This is a genomic window from Microbacterium sp. Se63.02b (genome assembly GCF_014171575.1).
GTDB lineage: Bacteria > Actinomycetota > Actinomycetes > Actinomycetales > Microbacteriaceae > Microbacterium.
This window is the reverse complement of the sequence record NZ_CP050453.1, coordinates 3239655-3261110: the sequence shown is the minus strand read 5'-3', so window position 1 is coordinate 3261110 and position 21456 is coordinate 3239655. Positions and strand designations below refer to the sequence as shown.

Here is a 21456-nt window from a genome sequence, read left to right as displayed (position 1 = left end):
GCGCGACTGATCTCGCCCACCTGGTGGCCGGCGCGACCCACACGCTGCAGGCCGGAAGCGGCCGACGGGGGAGCCTCGACCTGGATGACGAGGTCGACCGCGCCCATGTCGATGCCGAGCTCGAGGCTGCTCGTCGCGACGACGCACCGCAGCACCCCCGACTTGAGCTCCTCTTCGACCTGCGCCCGCTGCTCCTTCGAAACCGAGCCGTGGTGGGCCTTGGCGAGCACGGGGTCGGCACCTGCGGTCGCTCCCGCCTGCGCCATCATGGCCGCAGGCACGGTCGCCGCCGGAAGCTCGACGCCGATGCGCTCGAGTAGATCTCGTTCAAGCGCCCTGTGAGGCGCTCGGCCAGGCGACGGGAGTTGGCGAACACGATGGTCGAATTGTTCTGCAGGATGCGGTCGACGATCGCCTCCTCCACATGCGGCCAGACCGACCCGGTGACCTCGCTGTACTCGGCGTCCGCTGCCTCGCCGGGGACACCGGGAGGCGGCGGTGGATTGGTCATGTCGTCCAACGGCACGACGACACCGAGCTCGAACGTCTTCGACGCCGGCGGTGCGACGATCTCGACCGGCGCCGCGCCGCCGAGGAACCGGGCCACCTCGTCGATGGGGCGGACCGTCGCCGAGAGCCCGATCCGCTGTGCGGGTGCGTCGATGCCGTTCGCGCGGCGGAGGGCGTCGAGACGCTCAAGGCTCACGGCGAGGTGGGCACCGCGCTTGGTCGCCGCGACGGCGTGCACCTCGTCGATGATGACGGTGTGCACGCCGCGCAGCGTCTCGCCCGCGCGGCTCGTGAGCATGAGGTACAACGACTCGGGGGTCGTGATGAGGATGTCGGGCGGATCGGACACGAGCTTGCGTCGATCGCTCGACGTGGTGTCGCCCGACCGCACCCCGACGGTGACAGCGGGCGCGGGCACGCCGAGCCGCCGGGCCGACTGACCGATGCCGATCAGCGGGGAACGGAGGTTGCGCTCGACGTCGACGCCGAGCGCCTTCAGCGGCGAGATGTAGAGGATGCGCGTGCGCGGATCGCCCTTCGCCGGAGGGGCCGCCTCGTCCATGCGCTCGCGGAACACGCTGTCGATCGCCCACAGGAATGCGGACAGGGTCTTGCCCGAGCCCGTGGGCGCGACCACGAGCGCGTGCTTGCCCGCGGAGATGGCATTCCACGCGCCCGCCTGCGCCGGCGTGGGCGCGGGAAACGCCCCCGGAACCAGTCTTGCGTGGCGGGGGTGAAGCGGTCGAGCACATCGCTCATCCCTCCATCATGCTTCCTGCCACCGACATCGGGGCCGCGACGTGCATCGCGACCGGGCCGTCAGACGACTTCGCGCAAGGCTCCCTCCTGGTCGATCTCGAGCGTGAGGTCGAGGTCGAGCCGTGCGAGGAACGCGTCGTCATGGCTCACGATCAGCACAGCGCCGCGGTAGGCGCGGAGCGCTTCGACGAGCTGGTCGACCGTGTCGAGGTCGAGGTTGTTCGTCGGCTCGTCCAGCACCACGAGATGCGGCGCGGGGTCGGCGAGCAGGAGCTTCGCGAGGGCGACCCGGAAGCGCTCGCCGCCGGACAACGAGGCGACCGGTCGCTCGGCCGTCGCCCCACGGATCAGGAACCGTGCGAGCCGGTTGCGCAGCTCCTTCTCCGGCATGTGCGGTGCCGCAGCCGCGATGTTCTCGAACACCGAACGATCCTCGTCGAGGCCGTCGACCCGCTGCGGCAGGTAGCCGATCTGGTCGGTGCGGGCTTCGGCGACGAGCATCGGGCGCTCGCTGCTCGTCGACTCCGCCGCCGAGTCCGTGCCGGCATCCGCCTCCGGGGTGATCGCGGCGGACTCCGACGAGACGACTGCCGCGCTCGCGACCAACCGCTCGAGAAGCGTCGTCTTCCCCGCGCCGTTCCGCCCGATCAGGGCGACGCGCTCCGGGCCCTGGATCACCCAGGTGCGCTCCGCGTCGCCGATCTCGGCGATGCGGCGGGTGCGTGAGACCTGCGGATCGGGTAGCTCGATCTTCATCGAGCTGTCGGACCGCACGCGCCGACCGGCCTCGTCGAGCATCGAACGCGCCGCGTCCTCCTTCGCGCCGACCTCGGTGCGGAGCTTGCCGGCAGACACCTCGGCGGCCATCTTCCGGCCGTGCGCGATGATCTTCGGCACCCGCTTCTCGATCTGTGCTTTCTTCGCCATGCGGGCGCGATGAGCGAGCTTGACCTCGGCCTCGATCCGCTGGCGCTTCTCCTTGCGGAGGGCCTGGGCGGCGGCGACCTCTGCCTGCTTCGCGGCATCCTGCTCCGTATCCAGCCACGCCCGCCACTCGGAGTACGGACCGCCGAACACGCTCAGCGTCTGGGCGTACAGCTCGGCGGTCTCATCCATCAGTTCGAGCAGCGAAAGGTCGTGGCTGACGACGATGAGCGTTCCCTTCCAGGCGCGCACCATCGCCGCGAGCTTCGCCCTGGCGTCGCGGTCGAGGTTGTTGGTCGGCTCGTCGAGGAGGGTGATCGGTGCGCGGCGCAGACGGATGCCGGCGATCGCGACGAGCACCGCCTCGCCGCCGGACAGCTCTCCGACCCTGCGGTCGAGGAACTCCGGGGCGAGGCCGGCCTCCGCCAGCGACGCCTCGGCGCGCGCCTCGATGTCCCAGTCGTCGCCGACCGCGTCGAAGTGCGCGGGATCGACGTCGCCCGCGCCGATGGCACGCACGGCGTCGAGCGCCTCGGACACCCCGAGAAGCTCGGCGACGCGGCGGTCGACGTCGAGGGTCAACTGTTGAGGGAGGTACGCGACCTCGCCGGAGGCCGTGACGGTGCCCGAGGTCGGAGCGAGCTGCCCGGCCATCAGACGGAGCAGCGTCGACTTGCCGGCGCCGTTGCGACCGACGAGGCCCGTGCGGCCGGAGCCGAACGCTCCGGAGATGCCGTCGAGAGCGACCGATCCGTCCGGCCGGGTGAAGGTGAGCCGGTCGAGGACGACCGACGCGTGAAGGGTGGTGGGGGTTGACATGAGTGTCTCCTGTCGAGTGCGAGGGTGCACTGACACCGAGCCCCTGCCGGGCCGTGAACGCATCACGGAATGCGGTGGGGAGGGTCTGCCGTGGAGTCGGCGATCGTCGGGTCAGCGCGCGGAAAGAGGAGCGCGGAGGCGACGGATCAGATCAAAGGACTTCCAGACACGGCGGACAGGACTCCCCGACGATACCCGGGCGTGTCGCCGTTGCGCAACCCGGGCGTGTCGGAGCTGGGTCTCAGCGACCGGGGAGCACGACGGGTGCACCGGTATCGGGGTCGGCGATCACTCGCGCCTCCAGGTCGAACAGCTCGGTGAGCAGCCGCGCATCGACGATGTCGCGCGGTGCGCCCTCGGCGACGATGCGCCCGTCCTTCATCGCGACTAGGTGCGAGGCGTAGCGGGCGGCCTGGTTGATGTCGTGCAGCACCACGACGACCGTCCGCCCCTCCTGGTGCAGCCGGGTGACGAGTTCGAGCACCTCGATCTGATGCCCGATGTCGAGGAACGTCGTCGGCTCGTCCAGTAGCAGGATCGGGGTTTCCTGGGCCAGCGCCATCGCGATCCAGGCACGCTGGCGCTGTCCACCGGAGAGTTCGTCGACGTTGCGCTCGGCGAGGTCGGTGACGTTCGTGGCCGCCATGGCCTCCGTGACCGCCCGCTCGTCGTCGGCCGACCAACTCGAGAGCACGCTCTGATGCGGGTAGCGGCCGCGTCCGACGAGGTCCGCGACCGTGATTCCCTCGGGGGCGAGCGGGCTCTGCGGCAGTAGACCCATCCGCCGTGCCACCTCCTTCGTCGACAGGCGGGTGATGTCGCCGCCGTCCAGGAGCACGCGGCCTCCGGTGGCGGGGAGCAGCCGGGCAAGCGCGCGCAGCAGCGTCGACTTGCCGCAGGCGTTCGGCCCGACGATCACCGTGAGTTCGCCATCGGGGATCCGAACGTCGAGTCCGACGAGCACCCCGCGTCCGCCGTAGCCGGCGCGCAGGTCCTCGGTCGCGAGTCGTGTCATCGTCGTCCTCCTCCGGTGAAGCGCCTGCTCTCGCGCGTGAGCAGCACGAGCAGATAGAGGCCGCCGATGCAGATCGTCACGGCACCGGTCGGCAGGGTCACGTCGGGGATCGCATGCTGGGCGATCACATCCGCGACGAGCAGCAGCACCGACCCGGTCAGCGCGGCCCCGACGAGGTCGACCGAGGTGCCGCGCCCGGTCAGCCGCTGCCCGATCTGCGGGGCGGCCAGGGCCACGAACGCGATCGGCCCCGCGGCGGCGGTCACCGCGGCGATCGCGGCCACCCCGAGCAGCATGAGCATGCCGCGCGTGCGTTCGAGGGGGATGCCGAGCATGGCCGCGGCGTCGTCGCCCAGCTCGAGCCGTCGCATCCGGCGCTGAGCGGCGGGTGCGCACAGCAGTACCGCGGCGATCGCGATCGCCGCGAACCCGAGAGTGGTCCAGTCGACCGCCGCGAGGGATCCCGCGCCCCAGACGGCCGCACGCAGCGCGAGGTCGACGTCGGCCCTGGTGCTGAACCATGTGTTCAGGGACTGCAGGAGCGCGCCCATCGCGATGCCGACGATGATGAGCCGGAACCCCTGCATGCCGCGGCGGAACGCCAGCAGGTAGACGATCGTCGCGGTCAGCACGCCGCCGATCAGCGCCCCGGCGGCGTAGGCGGCATAGCCGGTCGCGCCGGTCAGCATCATCAGGATCACGCCCGAGTACGAGCCGGTGCTGAAGCCGATCACATCCGGGCTGCCCAGGGGTTGCGGGTGAGGGACTGGAAGATGCTGCCCGAGATGCCCAGCGCCGCGCCGAACAGCAGCGCCGCGACCACCCGGGGCGCCCGCCACTCGATGACGACCTTGCGCACCGCACCTTCGGACTGTCCGAGGAAGGCGCCGATCACCTCACCGGCGCTCACTCCGTAGCTGCCGAGCGTCATCGCCCAGACGGCGAGGCCGAGGGAGAGCGCGATGAGCGTCGCGCACACCAGCAGCATCCGGCGGGTGGTGCGCACCGAGAGGGGGCCCGCGCGCAGGACGAGGGTCGCGCTCACAGGGCCTTCGCCTTCCGGCCGCGGACGAGCGCGATGAGCACGGGCGCGCCGATCAGCGGCAGCATCACGCCGACCTGCAGCTCGGCGGGGATCACGAGGATCCGTCCGAGGATGTCGGCGCCGAGCACCAGGGCGGGCGCGAGCATGGCGGAGTACAGCGTGATCCAGATCCAGTCGGGTCCGGTGATCCATCGCACGGCGTGGGGGACGACCAGTCCGACGAACACCAGGGGTCCGACGGCCGCCGTCGCCGCGCCGCACAGGAGCGCGACGGCCAGGATGATCGCGACCCGTGTGACGCCGAGCCGTACCCCGACGGCCCGCGCGGTGTCTTCACCGAGTGCGAGGGCGTTCAGCGGACGCGCGCAGAACGCCGCGATCAGGAGTCCGACCGCGATCGGCACGAGGATCGCGTCGATGGTGCCGCTCGGGCGATCGGCGAGCGTGCCCGCACCCCAGAAGCGCATCCGGTCGAACGTCTCGGTGTCGATGAGGGCGAGCGTGTGCGAGAACCCGGTGAGCACAGCCGCGAACGCCACACCGACCAGCGTCAGACGCACTGGAGACCCCGTACCACGACCGGCGCCGGCAGCGAGGTAGACGAGAGCGGACGCCGCGATGGCGCCGACGAACGCGAACGGCAGGTACTGGTCGATCCGGGTGATCCCGAGGAAGGCCACCGCGAGCGTGACCGCGAAGCCCGCTCCGGCGTTCACCCCGAGGATGCCGGGATCGGCGAGCGGGTTCCGGGTGAGAGCCTGGATGAGCGCCCCCGAGACTCCCAGCGCGGCGCCCACGAGGAGGCCGAGCACCGTGCGGTCGACGCGGGCGCTGGTGACCGTGACCTGGCTCACCGATCCGTCCGGTGCCACGAACGCCTTCCAGACCACGTCGAGCGGCAGCGCGGCCGACCCCACGACCACGCTCAGCACACACAGTACGGCGAGGAGCAACAGCGAGACGACGAGTCCGAACACCCGGCGCCGGGTACGCGTCTGCCGAACGCCGGATCCGGTGGCCGGCTCGGTGCGCGTGGCGGTGGTCATGGGGCTCCTCTGGACGCCGAAACGCTAACAGCTTCCGACCGTCGCGCCGTGCGGTTCAGGCGTCGGTGAGGGCGCCGCGGGCATCGGCAGTGAGGCGGTCGGAGGGGATCCCGGTCTCTCGGCTGAGGGCCTTCACGAGCCCCGACCTGGTGCGGAAACCCGAGAGCCGTGCTGCCGCGGTCAGGTCGCCGCCCCCACCAGGTGCGCGACCGCGGCATTCATGCGAGCCCGACCCCGCCAGCGCGAGAACGACCAGCCCGTCTCCGTGACGAAGATGCGCTGCACCTGGCGGGCGCTCATCCGATGGCGTGCCGACAGCTCGTCGAGGGGGAGAGGCAGACGCAGAGCATCTTTCGCGAGACGCTTGGCGGCCGGATGCTCGGGGTACACGACGGGGAAGTACGGGCGTGACACGGTCTCCAGAACGCGGGCGATCGCCCGGCGGAACGGCAGGATCTGCTCATCGGTGCTGGGCGCTGCGACGAGCGCGGTGGTCATGACGTCGACGAGTGCGGGGACCACACCGAGCACGCGGACGCGCGTCGCGGGCGATGCGGCATCCTCGAGGATCGGCCCCAGGACCGTCCCGCCCTCGCGCACCCTGACCGCGTGAGGGATGTGCGGCTGCAGCCAGGCGGCCTCGTGCCGGCCGAGCGGGATGTCGACGCCGTCGACGGTCAGCACGGCCGACCCCGTCACCACGTAGACGACGTGCGGCTCGTCGTGCTCATGGGTGTCGTGTCCGAGGAAACGGATCGAGTTCTCCGGGACGGTGCCGGCGAGGGCGGTGGATCGCACGCGGTTCCCCTCCGAGACATGTCGTATCCGTCCGCGTCGATGTCGCATGCGTCACGATTCGACCGGTTAGTGAGAATAGCCTTACCTTACCCGAGCGGCGCCGTCCGTCGCCTGCCCGCCGGTCCCTGCACCCGTCGAACCCGAGGTCTCTCCATGTCCAGATCCTTCCGCCTTCTCGCCGCGCTCCCCGTGGTCGCCCTGTTCGCCCTGGCATCGTGCGCCGCCGATCCCGCCCCCGAGTCGGGAGCCGGCGCATCCGAAGAGGCGACGACCCGCGTCGTCACCACCGAGCAGGGCGAGGTCACCGTCCCCGCCGATCCGCAGAAGGTCGTGGTGCTGAACTACGCACTCGCCGGCTACCTCTACGACCTCGACGTGCCGGTCGCGGCGCTCACCTCCGAGGACTTCGGCTACGAGGCGTCGTTCTCCGACTTCTGGGCAGAGGATGCCGAGAAGCAGGGCACCGAGTTCATCACCTGGAGCGGCGACGGCTTCGACCTCGAGGCGATCCTCGCGCTCGAGCCCGACCTGATCGTCGGCGGTGGCATCGGCTTCCCGCTGTTCCTCGCCACCGATGCCTACGACGACCTCAGCGATATCGCGCCCACCGTTCTGGTGAGCGGAGACAAGGCGACATGGCAGGACCAGTACTCGTTCCTCGCCGAGGACGTCTTCGGCAAGGGCGAGCTCTATGACGAGGCGCTCGCGGCGTACGAGGACCGCGTGGACGAGGTCGCGGCGAACATCACGGTCCCGACCGCTCCCTCCGCTTTCCTCTCGATCCTCCCCGACGGCACGGTGTACGTCGCCCGCGAGGACATGGGCCTTCCCGTGGTGTTCGACGCCGTCGGCATCGAGGCCGCACCGCTCTTCGCCGAGGGCGGCTACGAGCCCTACACCCCGGGCGGCGACTCGTTCGAGCTGTCGACCGAGCAGGTCGGCCAGGTCATCACGCAGCCGACTGTCTTCATCACCGGCTTCAACACCGACATCGGCGACATCGACACGCTGTCCGAGAACCCGGTCCTCGCCGCGCTCCCGGCGTTCCAGGACGACGCCGCCTACGTGCTGCCGTACTGGGTCGCCCGTGGCGACTACGACGAGGCGCTGGCTCTGCTCGACATCATCGAGGAGCTGTTCGGCTGAGATGGCACAGCGCGCATTCACCTCCCATCCGCTGGTCGTGCGCCGCGTGGCGGTGCGCCGCATCGAGGAGATCACTCCTCGGATGCGGCGCATCGTCGTCGGCGGAGACGGGCTGGGAGAGGCCACTGTCGACGGGCACGTCCACCGGGCCTTCGCGGCCCCGGGATTCGACGACCACATAAAGCTGATCTTCGCCGCGGACGGCGACCTCGATTCGGCGCTCCCTATCCAGCTCCCGCACGGCATCGAGTGGACCGCCGCCGAGAACCGGCTCGCCCGCGACTACACGCCGCGCTGGGTGGATGTCGGCGGCGGCGAGATGGCGCTCGACTTCGTACTGCACGGCGACGGGCCCGCCGCGTCCTGGGCGCAATCGGCCGCGATCGGCGACGAACTCTCCTTCGTGGGGCCGAAGTCCTCGCTGCGGCTGCCGGAGGAGCTCGATTGGATCGTGCTGATCGCCGACGAGACCGGCCTCCCCGCGGTCGGGCGCTTCCTCGACGAGCGTCCGACCGACGCGGTGGCGCATGTACTGCTGCTGGTCGAGGACGATGCCGCCCGCCAGGAGCTGAGCGTCCGTCCCGGTGACACCGTGACCTGGGTGACCGCGCCCGGCGGCGACGCGGCGGCGCTCGAGGAGGCCGTCCGCAACCTCGTGCTTCCGACCGAGGGCGAGGGCTACGCCTGGGCCGCCGCGGAGAGTCGTGCACTGCTGCCGGTGCGACGCTTCCTGCAGCGCGAGAGGGGACTCGCGAAGGATCGCCTGAACATCACCGGCTACTGGCATGCGGAGACGGCGTCGGTGGGGGATGACGCATCGGCGCCGGAGGATCCCCGGTGGTCGAGCCGGCGTCTCCCGTGCCCTGGCTCGTCGTCAGAGCGGCCGTCCGGCTGGGCGTGGTGGATGCCTTGGCCGACGGCCCGCTCCCGCTGTCGACGCTCGCCGGGGACTCGGGGTGGCCCCGCGGTCGCTGGACGCGCTGCGCGGCATCCTCACCTCCGCCGAGGTGATCGCCGGGGATGTCGACGCGCTCTCCCTCGGGCGCTTCGGGGAGGAGCTGCTCGAGGAGCATCACCGCGAGGAATTCGAGGGACTGGAGGCAGAGGCCGTGCTGGCACTGCGCGACCTCGATCACGCGCTGCGCGACGGCGTCTCGCCGTGGCAGCGGGCGCACGGCGACACCCTTGCGGCGCAGGCGCAGACCGATGCCACGCACGTCGAAGTTCTCGTGGAGGATGCCGGCCGGCTCGCGTATCTGCTCGACGGCTTCGTGGCGGACCCGATGTGGGACGACGTCTCCGGCCTGCTCGTCGTCGGTCCAGGCGCTCCTGCCGTCGTGGGCGCTTTCGAGGACGGATCACGGGGCGGCATCGACATCGCGCTTCACGAGCACGGCCTGGTGCGTGACGCGATCGTCGAGGACGCGGGTGACGCCGCGACGGTGTGGGACGGCCGTCCGGTCGAGGTCGCCGTGCTCGCCCTCGCCCTCGCGCACCGGACCGATGCCGAGGCGGTCACGCTGCTCGATGAGCTCGCCCCGCACGCGTCGCGGGTGGTCCTCCTCGAGTCGAGCAGGCCCGATGCGCTCAGCCCCGATGCCGAGGAGCACCGGATCGTCGGCTTCGCGATGACCGGCGCGCCGTTCCGCTCCAGCGAGCGGCTGGGTGAACTGGCAGCGGCTGCGGGATGGACGTGGGAGCGGGCGGAGCCGCTCGGCTGGGGAATCGAGGCGACCATCCTCGTCCGCTCCTGAAAGACCGTCTCGGCGGCGGCACCGCGTTCCTCGGAGGGTGCGCAGCGGTGCCGTCGCCGAACGCCGGACCGGCTCAGTCCTTCGCGATCCCCTCGATCCACTTCGTGAGGAAGCGGTGCACGTCGGCGAGCTCTTCCTCGGAGATGCTGTGCGTGAGCCCCGTGTACACCCGGCCGGACAGGTCGGAATGCGCGGGCAGCCACTGCGCCGTGTGCTCGACGAGTGCGGGCGGGATGACATCGTCGTGCGTGCCGCGGCCCCAGAACACCGGCGGTCGCAGCTCGGCCAGCGCCTCATCGCCCGGAAGCTCGCCCGACGCGGCGTATCCGCTCAAGGCGACCACTGCGCCGAAACGGTCGGGTGCCAGGCGCAAGGCCTGCAGCGACACGGCGGCACCCTGCGAGAACCCGAGCAGCGCGACCGAGGGGGCGTCTCGCGCGACGTCGTCGAGCCAGCGCAGGAACGCCTCGGCTGCGACGGTCACCGCCCCGGGGCTGCGACCGTCGAGTCCCTCGATCGCGTACCAGGAGCGCCCAGGCATGGGCCATGGCGGTGCGAGAGGAGCCGCGACGGATGCGACGGCGATCCCCTTCGGGAGATGGGGGACGAGTCCGAAGAGGTCGTGCTCATCCGCCCCGTACCCGTGCAGCAGCACCAGCAGCGGCATCCGGTCGCGGTCGAGGTGCGACCACCGGGTCGCGCTGTCGTCGATCGTCAGGTTCTCGCTCACACCGCCATCCTGCCAGGGGCCGCCGACGTGCTGCCGGTGTCGATCGGGGGAGGTGGCTGGTAGAAAGGACACATGGCGGTCCGCACACCTGATCCCGAGCCGGAGCCCGAAGACGACGGTCTCGGAGGCTTCCGGGATGCGAACCCGCCCGTTCCGGATGCGAACCCCGGCTGGCTGAGCGAGTTCGAGCTCGAAGAGGCGCGGCGCCGACTGCCCATGCTCTATGTCGAGGCGATCCCGGTGCGCACCGACGGCTCGGGGCAGGTGACCGAGATCGGGATACTGCTGCGCTCGACGCCGATGGGTGAGATGACCCGCACGATCGTGTCCGGGCGCGTCCGGTTCGGCGAGACGATCCGCGATGCGCTGTTCCGGCACGTCGAGAACGACCTCGGGCCGATGGCCTTCCCGCTGCTGCCGCCGCAGCCGCTGCCCTTCACGGTGGCGGAGTATTTCCCGATCCCTGGCGTGAGCGCTTTCCACGACGACAGGCAGCACGCCGTGTCGCTGGCCTTCGTGGTCCCGGTGACCGGCACGTGCGAACCGCGTCAGGACGCGCTGGAGGTCACCTGGTTCTCGCCGGAGGCCGCGGGGTCGGATGCCGTCGCCGCCGAGATGGAGAACGGCAGGGGCACGCTGATCCGTCAGGCGCTCGCCAGCCTCGGCCTCCTCCGCTGACACCCCCTCCTCCGCGCCTCCGCCGAGGGGCGTCGTACCGATCTCACCGTCGACTCTTGCGCCGTCGAATCTAATGGGCTAGAAAGTAGACCATTAGTCCAATCGGCAAAAGGATGCTTGACATGGATGCTTCGACAACGACGTCTCGTGGCACGGAACAGCCCACAGAGCGCAGTCTCCGCGGGAACCTCGGGGCGGTCTCCGTCACCTTCATGGTGATCGCGGCCGCTGCACCGCTCACGGTCGTCGGGGGACTCGTCCCCATCGGCTACCTCGTGGGCAACGGCATCGGGTTCCCGGTCATGTTCCTCGTGGCCACCGTGATCCTGCTGCTCTTCTCGGTGGGCCTCACGGCGATGAGCCGCTACCTCCCCAAAGCGGGATCCTTCTTCGTGTTCGCCACCCACGGGCTCGGCCGTACACCCGGTCTGGCCACGGCGTACCTGGCGCTGGTCTGCTACACCACCGTCCAGATCGCGGTGTTCTCGTACCTCGGTGCGACCATCAGCTCCAGCATCGTCCTCCTCGGGGGTCCGGAGATCCCGTGGTGGCTGCTCACGCTCGCCTCGGTCGCGCTCGTCGGCGCCCTCGGCTACCGGCAGATCGAGCTCAGCTCGCGCGTGCTCGTGGTGGTGCTGCTCGCCGAGATCGGCATCGTGGTGCTGCTGGGCGTGGTGATCCTCCTCACGGGCGGGGCCGACGGTGTGACCTTCGGCTCGTTCCTGCTGCAGAACGTGCTCTCCGGCGCCCCAGCGCTCGGACTCATGTTCGCGATCGCGAGTTTCATCGGGTTCGAGTCGACCGTCGTGTATCGCGACGAGGTGCGCGACCCCGAGCGCACGATCCCTCGCGCCACCTACGCCTCGGCCATCGTGATCGGCGTGTTCTACGCCTTCGCCGCCTGGGCCATCGTGGTCGGGGTCGGGGAGGGCGCGGTGATCGACGAAGCCGCTGCCGACCCGACCACCCTGATCACCCGCGTCACCGAGCAGTACCTCGGACCTATCGGGTCGATCGCCGTCGCGGTGCTGTTCCTCGGGAGCATGTTCGCCGCGGTCCTGTCGCTGCACAACGTGCTGACCCGTTACCACCACTCGATGGCCAATGCGCGTCTGCTCCCCGACCGGGTCGGGGCCGTGCACGGCCGTCACGGCTCGCCGCACGTCGCGTCGATCGTGCAGGTGGCGACCTCCGGCATCGCGATCATCGTGCTCGCCCTGATCGGCTTCGCGCCGGAGAACATCTTCTCCTGGTTCGCGGGCATCGGCACCCTGGCCATCGTGATCCTGATGGCGGTGACCTGCCTCGCTGTGGTCGTCTACTTCGCCCGCACCAGGGCGCTGCGGAGCCCCTGGCACACCGTGATCGCCCCCGCCCTCGGATTCGTCGGACTCGCGGTCTCTGCCGTGCTGATCGCGGCCAACTTCCCGCTGCTCGTGAGCGATGTCGATGCCGACGGCAACCCGGTCTGGGGTCCGATCAGCATCACGCTCGTCGCGGTCGTGGTGATCGCCCCGGTCATCGGCCTCGTACAGGCGGCGATCATGCGCGTGAAGGCCCCGGAGGCGTACGCCCAGATCGTGCGCCGCTTCGACGAGAACGCCTGACCTCGCAACCGCCCGCTCCGCACGCCCGCACTCGAAGGATGGACATCATCAACACCCCCGCCCTGCCCCGCCCCCTGATCGGCGTCTCCGGACGACGCCTGCGCGGCGCCGCGATCGGCGCACCGCACGGCTTCGCCGACGCACCGCTCGAGGCGTACCTCAGCGAGTATGCGACCTCGGTGCTCCGCGCCGGCGGCCTCCCCGTGCATCTGCCGATGGACGCCGAACCGGCCGAGCTCGTCGAACGACTCGACGGCGTCGTGATCGTCGGAGGCGACGACGTCGACCCCGCCTGTACGGACAGGTGCCCGGTCCGTTCACCCCGCTGGTCGATCCGCAGCGTGATGCGTTCGAGGCCGGGCTGATCGAGGCCGCGATCGAGGGCGGGCTCCCGCTCCTCGGGGTGTGCCGCGGCGCGCAGCTGCTCAACGTCGTCCGCGGTGGCACGCTGCGCCAGCATCTCGCTCCGGGCGAGGGCGAGTCGCACGGCTCCTACGCCTACCCTCGCGCGCATCGTGTGCACGAGGTGAGACTCTCCGCCGGCAGCGTGGCACACGCGCTCTACGGCGAGAGCACACGCGTCAACTCGTTCCACCATCAGGCGGTCGACGTGCCGGGGCATGGCGTGATCGTGACCGGCTGGGCGCCGGACGGGGTGGTCGAGGCCATCGAGCTCGAGGGGCGTCCGGTGGTCGGGGTGCAGTGGCATCCCGAGACGTTCGACGGCGACCCGATCTTCGGGTGGCTGGTCGACCGGGCACAGGCATATGCGGCGCACGGCGCCGCTTCCCAGACGCAGAACGTCGCCTAGGCGACGCAGAACAGGAGAAGAAATGCGACACGCAGAGAAGAACGCCTTCCTCACCGGAGCGGGCTCCGGGATCGGACGCGAGACGGCGCTCCGTCTGGCGAGCGAGGGTGCGCGCGTCCTCGTCACCGACGTCTCCGCCGAGGGGGCGGCCGAGACCGTGCGCCTGATCGAGGCGACCGGGGGCAGCGCGATCTCGGCCGTGGTCGACGTGCGCTCGCGGGAGCAGATCCGGGCGGCGGTCGACCTCGCCCGCGAGACGTGGGGCTCGCTGCACCTGCTCGTCAACAACGCCGGAGTCGTCACGGAGCACTCGTTCGAGACCCTCACCGAGGAGGCCTGGGACTTCGTCTTCGACATCAACCTCAAGGGGCAGTTCCTCGTCGCGCAGGAGGTCGCGCCGCTCATCGCCGCGTCCGGCGGAGGCGCGATCGTGAACCTGTCGACCGTCGAGGCCCTGGTCGTCGTGACGAGCACCGGCACCGCGCAGCCGCACTACAACGCCAGCAAGGGCGGCGTCCCCATGCTCACCAAGGCCCTCGCTGTGGAGCTCGCGGCGAAGGGCATCCGGGTGAACTGCGTCGCCCCGGGCCCCATCGCCACCGACTTCTTCGACTATGAGAGCGTCACGAGCGACGAGGCGCTGGAGTTCATGAAGCAGCGACTGCTCGTGCCCCGCGTCGGCCTGCCCTCCGACATCGCCGCCGCCGTATCCTGGCTGCTCAGCGATGAGGCGTCTTGGATCGACGGCATCCAGCTCCCCGTCGACGGAGGGTGGCTGACGCGATGATCGACGATGTGCGCCTCGCGCCCGACGAGTTGGAGGCGGCCGGCATCCGCACGGTCATCGTGGCCACGCCCGACATGCAGGGCCGGCTGGTCGGCCGTCGCATCCCGGTCGAAGGCTTCGGTCGCGTGGTCGAGAACGGCGTCGACATCTGCACGTGCGCCTGGGCGTGGGACATCGATCAGGGACTCGAGCTGATCGATGCGAACAGGTTCGCGCTGTGCGGCATGCACAACGGGGTGCCGGACGTCACGCTGATCCCCGACCTCGAGACGCTCCGCCCCGCGGCCTGGCTCGAGGGTGTCGCGATCTGCCTCGCCGACCCGGTCGACGTGCACACGCACGAGCCGATGCCCATCTCACCTCGCGTGATCCTGAAGCAGGAGCTGGCGCGGATCCGGGAGCTCGGGCTCACCCCGCTCGCGGGCACCGAGCTGGAGTTCTACCTGTTCCGCAACGACCCTCGGGAGCTGCGACGCTCCGGCTTCCGCGACCTCGATCCGACGACTCTCACCCCGTCGGACTTCATGATCCACGAGGGCAACCTCTACGAGCCGTTCTTCCAGAAGCTGCGCTCCGACCTTCGCGCGAGCGGCATCCTCGTCGAGGCCGCGCAGAGCGAATGGGGACTCGGGCAGTGGGAGATGACCTTCGAGTACGGCGATCCCCTGGAGATGGCCGACAGGCACGCGCTGTACAAACTGGCGGTGCGCGACACCGCGGCGCGCGCCGGCATGTCGGCGACGTTCATGGCCCGGCCTCTCAACGACCAGCCCGGCTCCTCATGCCACGTGCATGTGTCGTTCGTCGACGACGAGGGCACCGCCGTGTTCTGGGACGAGTCGGCATCGGATCGCCTCAGCGGACGGATGCGGTCGGCGATCGCCGGCGCCCTGGAGCACGCACCCGCGCTGATGGCCTGGTACGCGCCGACCGTGAATTCCTATCGGCGCAGCAACTCCTCCGACGTGGCAGGGAGCGGGCGCACCTGGGGGTTCGACAACCGCACCACGACCGTGCGTGTGGTCGGGCATTCCGCGAAGGCGCTGCGCTTCGAGTTCCGCTTGCCCGGCGCCGACACCAATCCGTACTTCACCCTCACCGGAGTCCTGGCCTCGGCCCGCGACGGTATGGAGAAGAAGACCGTGCTCGGCGACGCCGTGGTCGGCAGCGCCTACGACCTGCCCGGTGACGACGCCATGCCGACGGATCCTCGGCGGGCGAGCGTCCTGTTCGTCGAGAGCCCGCTCGTGCAGGACCTGTTGGCCCCCGAACTCATCTCGCACCAGCAGGTGCTCCTCGACCACGAGTGGAGCACATTCATGTCTCGCGTCACGGACTGGGACCTGCACCGCTACTTCGATCGGATCTGACATGACCTACCCCGCCCTGCGCACCTGGATCGGCGGCGTCGCCGAAGAGAGCCCGGAGAGCGACGGCACCTGGCTGCTCGACCCGAACACCGGCGAGGCGCTCGCGGCCTCGGCATCGAGCTCGCTCGACCAGGTCGATCGTGCGGTGGCGGCCGCACAGGAGGCGCACGACGACGCGCGGTGGCGCGGCCTCGCTCCGGAGCGCAGGGCCGAGAAACTCACGGCCCTCGCGGACTGGCTCGACGAGCGCGCCGAGGAGATCGCACACCTCGACGCCCTCAACAGCGGGGTGCCGATCGCGGTCACCCGGCTCTTCGGCGGGGCGAACGGTGCGACGCTCCGAGACGCGGCGCGGCGGGCGGTCGCGGTCGGCGATGTGCGCGAGCTGCCGTCCGACCAGGGCGGTGTGCGTCTTCGTCGAGTGCCATGGGGTCCGACGGCTCTGATCCTGCCGTGGAACGCCCCGAGCGCGATGGCCGTGAAGAAGACGGCGTTCGCGCTCGCCGCGGGAGCCCCGGTCGTGCTCAAGCCCTCGTCGTTCTCGCCCTGGAGCGCCCAGCTGCTGCTGGAGGGTGTGCACGAGGCCGGCATCCCCGACGGCGTGGTCGGCCTCGTGCAGGGCAGCGGCGGTGTCGGTCGCGCCCTCGTGGCGGATGAGCGGATCGCAGCCATCTCGATGACGGGCTCGACGCCGACCGGTCGTGCCATCGCCGCGACGGCCGCCCCGCGCTTCGCCCGGCTGCAGTTGGAACTGGGTTCGAACAACGCCGCGATCGTCCGCGCGGATGCCGACCTGGATCAGGCGGCGAGGTCGCTGGCAGACGGCGTCCTCAAGCTCTCCGGCCAGTGGTGCGAGGCGCCGCGCCGGGTGCTGGTCGACCGCGAGCGCCGCGACGAACTCGCGGGACGCCTGATCGCCGAGTTCGGACGCCGCACGATCGGGTCGAGCATCGACGAGACGACGGAGGTCGGTCCCGTGGCCTTCGCGGCGCGCAGAGACGAACTCATCGCGCAGCGCGAGCGGCTGGCTGCTTCCGGTGCCGAGGTGCTGCAGGTGTCGCAGGTGCCGACGCGGGGATGGTTCTTCGAGCCCACCGTGGCGGTGCTCGACGGGTCCGGTCTCCCGGACGAGGTGTTCGGGCCGATGCTCCTCGTGGGCGGATATGCCGACGAAGACGAGGCGGTCGCCCTCGCGAACACCGGTCAGGTCGGACTCGCCGGTTACGTGTTCGGTGCGGATGAACCGGCCGCTGCGGCACTGGGCGAGAGACTCATCGCCGGCGAGGTCAAGGTCAACGGCACGAGTGTGCTCGACATGGCCCCAGACTCGGCGCAGAGCTTCTTCGGGGCGAGCGGCCTTGGCGGGCACGGCGACGCCGATGTGCTTGACTTCTTCGTGGGGAAGCAGGTCGTGGGGCGGGACCGCCCCGGACTTCCCCTGTGATCGGAGGAGCACGGATGAGCGAGCGTGACGACGCGCCGCACGACTTCTCCCGTGCCGTGCTCCAGCCCGTGTCCGGGTACCAGGCCGTCGCCGGGTTCCTCCGCCGCGAGATGGCGCTCGGTCGCATCCGACCGGGTGACCGCCTCCCCTGAGCGGAAGCTCGCCGAGCAGCTCGGGGTCTCGCGCGAGACGCTGCGGCAGGCGCTGCGCATCCTGGAGGGGAGCGGTCAGATCGTGATCTCGCGCGGGGCGTCCGGCGGGGCGTTCGTGCAGGATGCCGCGCTCGATCCGAGGCTCATCCGCGAAGAGGTGCGCACCCGGTCGGCCGAGATCGGGGAGCTCACCGAGTTCCGTGCGATCGTCGAGTCCGGTGGGGCGGCGTTGGCCGCGACGCGTCGCAGCGACGCCGACCTCGAGGCCATGGCGCAGGCGCAGCGCGACCTCGCGGACGCGGTCACGAAGGCGGAGTCGCGCATCGCCGACACCGACTTCCACATCGCGCTCGCCGAGGCGTCGGGCAACTCGTTCGTGCGGGATGCGGTCGAGGAGGCCAGGGTGCGGATGTTCGAGCCGGTCGACCTCATGAGCTTCGACTTCGTGAAGGAGTCGAGCTGGCACGCGCACGAGCAGATCCTGGATGCGGTGCGCCGCGGCGACGCCGAGGCCGCGGATGCCGCGATGCGCGCACACCTGCACACCACGCGCGAGGAGTTCACCCGCGTCGTGGAGTCCTGACCGCCGGGTCTGAGCTCAGGCCGTGGTGAGCGCTCAGGCGGTGGTGAGCTTGGAGAGCTCGGCGACGAACGCGTCGACGTCGGACTCCTCCGTGTCGAAGCCGCACATCCAGCGCACCTCGCGGCGGGCGGCATCCCAGTCGTAGAAGCGGAACACGTCGCGGAGCTTGTCGGCGACGCCTTCCGGCAGCGTCGCGAAGACGCCGTTGGACTGCGTGGGCTGGGTGAACTCGACGCCCCGGATCGATCCGTCTGCGATGCCGTCCTCGATCTCCGAGCGCAGTCGGGCCGCCATGGCGTTCGCGTGCCGGGCGTTGCGCAGCCACAGGTCGCCCTCGAGCAGCGCGATCAGCTGTGCCGACACGAAGCGCATCTTCGACGAGAGCTGCATGTTGAACTTGCGCGAGAACTTCAGTCCGTCTGCGGCACCGGGGTTCAGCACGACGATCGCCTCGCCGAGCATGGCGCCGTTCTTGGTCCCGCCGTAGGTCAGTACATCGACCCCGGCGTCCCGGGTGAACGCCCGAAGCGGCAGGTCGAGGGCGGCGGCCGCGTTCGACAGACGTGCGCCGTCGAGGTGCAGCTTCATGCCGCGCTCGTGCGCGTGGTCGGCGATCGTGCGGATCTCCTCGGCGGTGTACACGGTGCCGAGTTCGGTGGACTGGGTGATCGAGACCACGAGCGGCTGGGCGCGGTGCTCGTCGCCCCAGCCCCATGCCTCCCGGTCGATGAGCTCGGGAGTGAGCTTGCCGTCGTCGGTGGGAACGGTGAGCAGCTTGAACCCGCCGATCTTCTCGGGCGCGGCCGCCTCGTCGACGTTGATGTGCGCGGTGGACGCCGCGATGACCGCGCCCCAGCGCGGCAGCATCGATTGCAGGCCGGTCACGTTCGCACCCGTGCCGTTGAAGACGGGGAACGCCTCGACGTCGTCGCCGAAGTGCGCCCGGAAGACCTCCTGCAGGCGGACGGTGTAGGCATCCTCGCCGTATGCGCTCTGGTGCCCGCCGTTCGCGGCGGCGATGGCCGCGAGGACCTCGGGGTGGATTCCGGAGTAGTTGTCACTGGCGAAGCCGCGGATCGCGGGATCATGCTGGATGCTCACCTCCCCAGCCTAATTGCCCTACCGGATGTCCCCGGCCCGCCCTACCCTCGAACCCATGGAGCGCACCGCAGCGAAGAGGGCTTTCGGCAACGTCCTCGTCAACACGCTCATCGCGAACGTGACGACGAGCTTCCTCTGGTTCGCCCTCACGTTCTGGGTGTACATCGAGACGCAGTCCGTGCTGGCGACGGGGGTCATCGGCGGCGCCTACATGCTGTTCGTCGCGTTCTTCGCCATGGCCTTCGGCACGATCGTCGACCGCAACCGCAAGCACACCGTCATGGTGATCTCGAGCGTCATCTCGGCTGTCGCCTTCCTCGTCGCCGGCGTGCTGTATCTGTGGCAGCCCGAGGCGGCTCTGCTCGATCTGGGCGGGCCGTGGTTCTGGGTGTTCTCCGGCGTGATCCTGTTCGGCGGAGTGATCGAGCAGCTGCGCAACATCGCGCTGTCCACGACCGTCACGCTGCTCATCCCCGAAGAGAAGCGCGCCAACGCCAACGGTCTGGTCGGCACCGTGCAGGGCATCGCCTTCCTCGTGACGAGCGTGTTCTCCGGGCTCTCCATCGGCTTCCTCGGGATGGGGTGGACGCTCGCGATCGCGATCGCCGCGATGGCGCTGACGTTCGCGCACCTGCTGTTCATCCGCATTCCGGAGGGGACGCCGCAGCCCGACCCCGATGCGTCGAGCGCCCTCGACTTCCGCGGCAGCGTGCGGGCCATCCGGCTTGCGCCAGGCCTGTTCGCGCTGATCATCTTCTCGACGTTCAACAACCTCATCGGCGGCGTCTACATGGCGCTCATGGACCCGTACGGGTTGACGCTCTTCGATGCGCAGACGTGGGGCTTCGCGCTGGCCTTCGCCTCGACGGGATTCCTGATCGGCGGCGGCCTCGTGGCGAAGTTCGGCCTCGGGCCCAAGCCCATGCGCACCATGCTGCTCGTCGTCATCGCCATGGGGCTGCTGGGGTCGGTGTTCATGCTGCGCGAGTGGTGGCCGCTGTATGTCGTGGGCATGTGGGCCTACATGGCGCTCGTGCCTCCGGTCGAGGCCGCCGAGCAGACGGTGATCCAGAAGGTGGTGCCGTTCGAGCGGCAGGGTCGCGTGTTCGGTGTGGCGGCGGCGATGGAGGCCGCGGCGGCGCCGATCACGGCGTTCCTGATCGCGCCCATCGCCGAGTTCCTGATCATCCCGTACATGAACACCTCCGCGGGGCGGCAGCAGTGGGGCTGGCTGCTGGGCGAAGGCGAAGCCCGCGGTATCGCGCTCATCTGCCTGTTCGCCGGACTGATCATGGTCGTGGCCGCCACGCTGGCGTTCTTCACGCGTTCGTACCGCAAGCTCACCGAGCTGTACGCCGAGGCGCCGGAGCAGGACGTCGACCACGGCGAGACGAGCGATGAGGGCGACGACCACGGCGATTCCGGTGCAGGGGTCGAAGAGGAGTCGTCATCTCCGTCCGACCGCATCCGACGGAGTGACGCCCCGCCGGTCGTCCCTGGCATGCCCCCCGAGTCCCGCTGAGCGACGGACGATTCGCCGAGGCCACGACCATTCCCCGAGGTTTTCGCGGGATGGCGTCCGCGGATCGTCGCGCCCTCGGCTGATCGTCGGGCCACGCGGGGTGACCGGAGGGCGGTCGTGCTCAGTCGAGGTCGATCACCCGGTCGTTGAGGGCGGCGGCGTCGTCATCCACAGCGCGAGGATGCGGGCGGCCAGCGCCTCGGGATCGAGAGTCTTGGCGCGGAACACGACGGCCGCGGCGCGCAGCGGTTCGGCGGCATCCCGCGCAGCCTTGGTGTAGCCCTGGGCGACCGCCCTGGCCCACGCCTCGCTCGCGGCCTTGACCGCGGCATAGTTCGCCCCTCCGGCGAGGGGGCGACCGACCGCGGTGGACGACACGATCGCGAACCGCCCTGCACCGGATGCGCGGAGTGCGTCGTCGAACGCCCGGCTCGTCGCGCGGACGGCGTCGAGCGCCGGCAGCAGTGCGGCGAAGTCCTCGTCCGACTGCCCCGCGAGGCCGCCCCCGCCGCGCCACCCGCCGACCAGCGGGATCACCGCGTCGACCGCGTCGATCCGTTGGGCCAGGGCCGTCATCTCCTCGAGCGAGGTCGCGTCCGCGACCACCACCTGTGCGCCGGCGTCCGCCAGCTCCTGCAGCCGGTGCGTCGAACGGCCGGTCGCGACGACGTGGGCGCCTGCGGCGACGAGTGCGCGCGTCGCGGCCAGGCCGGACGCGCTGGTCGCACCCGCCAGGAGCACGGTGCGGTCGGAGAGTCTCTCGTCGGTGTGTGCAGCCATGTGCTCCACTCTTCCGGATCGAGGGGCGTCTGCGGCCGAAACCGGCGGAAGAGTCCGCAGAACAGGTTCCGGCCG

21 protein-coding genes and 2 pseudogenes are annotated in these 21456 nt (G+C 70.4%); 12 read left to right on the top strand and 11 right to left on the bottom strand.

The features are described from left to right. Positions 1-86: 86 nt before the first annotated feature. The 7 genes and pseudogenes from G4G29_RS24185 to G4G29_RS16195 form a co-directional block, all read right to left on the bottom strand. A pseudogene (locus G4G29_RS24185) lies at positions 87-266 on the bottom strand (helicase-related protein); the annotation flags it as partial. Continuing rightward, positions 266-1147, bottom strand: a complete 882-nt coding sequence (locus tag G4G29_RS22585; protein ID WP_244632097.1) for a DEAD/DEAH box helicase — start codon at positions 1145-1147, stop codon at positions 266-268. The pseudogene G4G29_RS24185 and the gene G4G29_RS22585, both read right to left, overlap by 1 nt. Before the next feature lie 182 nt (positions 1148-1329). Continuing rightward, complete coding sequence (locus G4G29_RS16215) at positions 1330-3012, bottom strand: ATP-binding cassette domain-containing protein (protein ID WP_183150818.1); 1683 nt, start codon at positions 3010-3012, stop codon at positions 1330-1332. 241 nt (positions 3013-3253) lie between these two features. After that, a complete protein-coding gene (locus tag G4G29_RS16210) occupies positions 3254-4027 on the bottom strand; it encodes an ABC transporter ATP-binding protein (protein WP_183150817.1) in 774 nt (257 codons plus the stop codon). After that, positions 4024-4958: pseudogene (locus tag G4G29_RS16205) on the bottom strand (iron chelate uptake ABC transporter family permease subunit). Before G4G29_RS16205 ends, G4G29_RS16210 begins: the two are co-directional and overlap by 4 nt. Positions 4959-5068: 110 nt before the next feature. Next, positions 5069-6118 carry an iron chelate uptake ABC transporter family permease subunit gene (locus tag G4G29_RS16200; protein WP_183150816.1) on the bottom strand — a complete coding sequence of 350 codons (1050 nt, stop codon included), beginning with the start codon at positions 6116-6118 and terminating at the stop codon, positions 5069-5071. Positions 6119-6298: 180 nt separating this feature from the next. Then, positions 6299-6916, bottom strand: coding sequence for a cupin domain-containing protein (locus tag G4G29_RS16195; protein ID WP_202045316.1), 618 nt, complete (start codon positions 6914-6916; stop codon positions 6299-6301). A 153-nt stretch (positions 6917-7069) separates the two neighbouring features. On the opposite strand from G4G29_RS16195, the gene G4G29_RS16190 reads away from it, so the two are divergent. Then, the gene (locus G4G29_RS16190; protein WP_183150815.1) at positions 7070-8062 is read left to right on the top strand and encodes an ABC transporter substrate-binding protein; all 993 of its coding nucleotides are present in this window, start codon (positions 7070-7072) and stop codon (positions 8060-8062) included. On the opposite strand, the gene G4G29_RS22580 is transcribed toward G4G29_RS16190, so the two are convergent. Continuing rightward, complete coding sequence (locus G4G29_RS22580; protein ID WP_244632096.1) at positions 8040-8849, bottom strand: hypothetical protein; 810 nt, start codon at positions 8847-8849, stop codon at positions 8040-8042. The two genes, G4G29_RS16190 and G4G29_RS22580, sit on opposite strands and share 23 nt — an antisense overlap. 169 nt (positions 8850-9018) lie before the next feature. On the opposite strand from G4G29_RS22580, the gene G4G29_RS22575 reads away from it, so the two are divergent. Further along, the gene (locus tag G4G29_RS22575) at positions 9019-9816 is read left to right on the top strand and encodes a hypothetical protein (RefSeq protein WP_244632095.1); all 798 of its coding nucleotides are present in this window, start codon (positions 9019-9021) and stop codon (positions 9814-9816) included. Between the two features lie 73 nt (positions 9817-9889). Here the strand turns inward: G4G29_RS22575 and G4G29_RS16180 are convergent, their stop codons facing one another. Further along, entirely contained in the window at positions 9890-10546 is a 657-nt protein-coding gene (locus G4G29_RS16180) for an alpha/beta hydrolase-fold protein (RefSeq protein ID WP_183150814.1), read from the bottom strand. 72 nt (positions 10547-10618) lie between these two features. Between G4G29_RS16180 and G4G29_RS16175 the strand changes: the two genes are divergently transcribed. The 9 genes from G4G29_RS16175 to G4G29_RS16140 all read left to right on the top strand — a co-directional run bounded on the left by G4G29_RS16175 (position 10619) and on the right by G4G29_RS16140 (position 17978). Then, positions 10619-11224 (top strand): NUDIX hydrolase family protein, encoded by a 606-nt coding sequence (locus tag G4G29_RS16175; RefSeq protein WP_183150813.1) that lies wholly within the window; start codon positions 10619-10621, stop codon positions 11222-11224. Positions 11225-11346: 122 nt separating this feature from the next. Next, the gene (locus G4G29_RS16170) at positions 11347-12831 is read left to right on the top strand and encodes an APC family permease (protein WP_183150812.1); all 1485 of its coding nucleotides are present in this window, start codon (positions 11347-11349) and stop codon (positions 12829-12831) included. Positions 12832-12869: 38 nt separating this feature from the next. Then, complete coding sequence (locus G4G29_RS22570) at positions 12870-13196, top strand: gamma-glutamyl-gamma-aminobutyrate hydrolase family protein (protein WP_244632094.1); 327 nt, start codon at positions 12870-12872, stop codon at positions 13194-13196. Then, a complete protein-coding gene (locus G4G29_RS16165; RefSeq protein WP_244632093.1) occupies positions 13136-13642 on the top strand; it encodes a gamma-glutamyl-gamma-aminobutyrate hydrolase family protein in 507 nt (168 codons plus the stop codon). Before G4G29_RS22570 ends, G4G29_RS16165 begins: the two co-directional genes overlap by 61 nt. A gap of 22 nt (positions 13643-13664) precedes the next feature. Then, a complete protein-coding gene (locus tag G4G29_RS16160) occupies positions 13665-14429 on the top strand; it encodes a glucose 1-dehydrogenase (RefSeq protein ID WP_183150811.1) in 765 nt (254 codons plus the stop codon). Next, positions 14426-15799 carry a glutamine synthetase family protein gene (locus G4G29_RS16155; RefSeq protein WP_183150810.1) on the top strand — a complete coding sequence of 458 codons (1374 nt, stop codon included), beginning with the start codon at positions 14426-14428 and terminating at the stop codon, positions 15797-15799. The genes G4G29_RS16160 and G4G29_RS16155 overlap by 4 nt, the downstream gene beginning before the upstream one ends. A gap of 1 nt (position 15800) precedes the next feature. Continuing rightward, entirely contained in the window at positions 15801-17243 is a 1443-nt protein-coding gene (locus G4G29_RS16150) for an aldehyde dehydrogenase family protein (RefSeq protein WP_183150809.1), read from the top strand. A 14-nt stretch (positions 17244-17257) separates the two neighbouring features. Then, entirely contained in the window at positions 17258-17395 is a 138-nt protein-coding gene (locus G4G29_RS16145) for a hypothetical protein (RefSeq protein ID WP_183150808.1), read from the top strand. Next, entirely contained in the window at positions 17379-17978 is a 600-nt protein-coding gene (locus tag G4G29_RS16140) for an FCD domain-containing protein (protein WP_183152869.1), read from the top strand. Before G4G29_RS16145 ends, G4G29_RS16140 begins: the two co-directional genes overlap by 17 nt. A gap of 33 nt (positions 17979-18011) precedes the next feature. Here G4G29_RS16140 and G4G29_RS16135 read toward each other — a convergent pair whose 3' ends face one another. Then, positions 18012-19079, bottom strand: coding sequence for a low specificity L-threonine aldolase (locus tag G4G29_RS16135; protein WP_183150807.1), 1068 nt, complete (start codon positions 19077-19079; stop codon positions 18012-18014). A 55-nt stretch (positions 19080-19134) separates the two neighbouring features. Between G4G29_RS16135 and G4G29_RS16130 the strand changes: the two genes are divergently transcribed. Further along, complete coding sequence (locus tag G4G29_RS16130; protein ID WP_183150806.1) at positions 19135-20601, top strand: MFS transporter; 1467 nt, start codon at positions 19135-19137, stop codon at positions 20599-20601. Between the two features lie 135 nt (positions 20602-20736). Here the strand turns inward: G4G29_RS16130 and G4G29_RS16125 are convergent, their stop codons facing one another. Then, entirely contained in the window at positions 20737-21381 is a 645-nt protein-coding gene (locus G4G29_RS16125) for an SDR family oxidoreductase (RefSeq protein ID WP_345941099.1), read from the bottom strand. Positions 21382-21456 lie beyond the last annotated feature (75 nt).

Coding starts and splice junctions, on each gene's coding strand:
- G4G29_RS16210 (WP_183150817.1), bottom strand. CDS start 4,027: ATGACACGACTCGCGACCGAGGACCTGCGCGCCGGCTACGGCGGACGC.
- G4G29_RS16170 (WP_183150812.1), top strand. CDS start 11,347: ATGGATGCTTCGACAACGACGTCTCGTGGCACGGAACAGCCCACAGAG.
- G4G29_RS16200 (WP_183150816.1), bottom strand. CDS start 6,118: ATGACCACCGCCACGCGCACCGAGCCGGCCACCGGATCCGGCGTTCGG.
- G4G29_RS16130 (WP_183150806.1), top strand. CDS start 19,135: ATGGAGCGCACCGCAGCGAAGAGGGCTTTCGGCAACGTCCTCGTCAAC.
- G4G29_RS16150 (WP_183150809.1), top strand. CDS start 15,801: ATGACCTACCCCGCCCTGCGCACCTGGATCGGCGGCGTCGCCGAAGAG.
- G4G29_RS16190 (WP_183150815.1), top strand. CDS start 7,070: ATGTCCAGATCCTTCCGCCTTCTCGCCGCGCTCCCCGTGGTCGCCCTG.
- G4G29_RS16125 (WP_345941099.1), bottom strand. CDS start 21,381: ATGGCTGCACACACCGACGAGAGACTCTCCGACCGCACCGTGCTCCTG.
- G4G29_RS16155 (WP_183150810.1), top strand. CDS start 14,426: ATGATCGACGATGTGCGCCTCGCGCCCGACGAGTTGGAGGCGGCCGGC.
- G4G29_RS22570 (WP_244632094.1), top strand. CDS start 12,870: ATGGACATCATCAACACCCCCGCCCTGCCCCGCCCCCTGATCGGCGTC.
- G4G29_RS16160 (WP_183150811.1), top strand. CDS start 13,665: ATGCGACACGCAGAGAAGAACGCCTTCCTCACCGGAGCGGGCTCCGGG.
- G4G29_RS22580 (WP_244632096.1), bottom strand. CDS start 8,849: ATGCCAGTAGCCGGTGATGTTCAGGCGATCCTTCGCGAGTCCCCTCTC.
- G4G29_RS16215 (WP_183150818.1), bottom strand. CDS start 3,012: ATGTCAACCCCCACCACCCTTCACGCGTCGGTCGTCCTCGACCGGCTC.
- G4G29_RS16145 (WP_183150808.1), top strand. CDS start 17,258: ATGAGCGAGCGTGACGACGCGCCGCACGACTTCTCCCGTGCCGTGCTC.
- G4G29_RS16175 (WP_183150813.1), top strand. CDS start 10,619: ATGGCGGTCCGCACACCTGATCCCGAGCCGGAGCCCGAAGACGACGGT.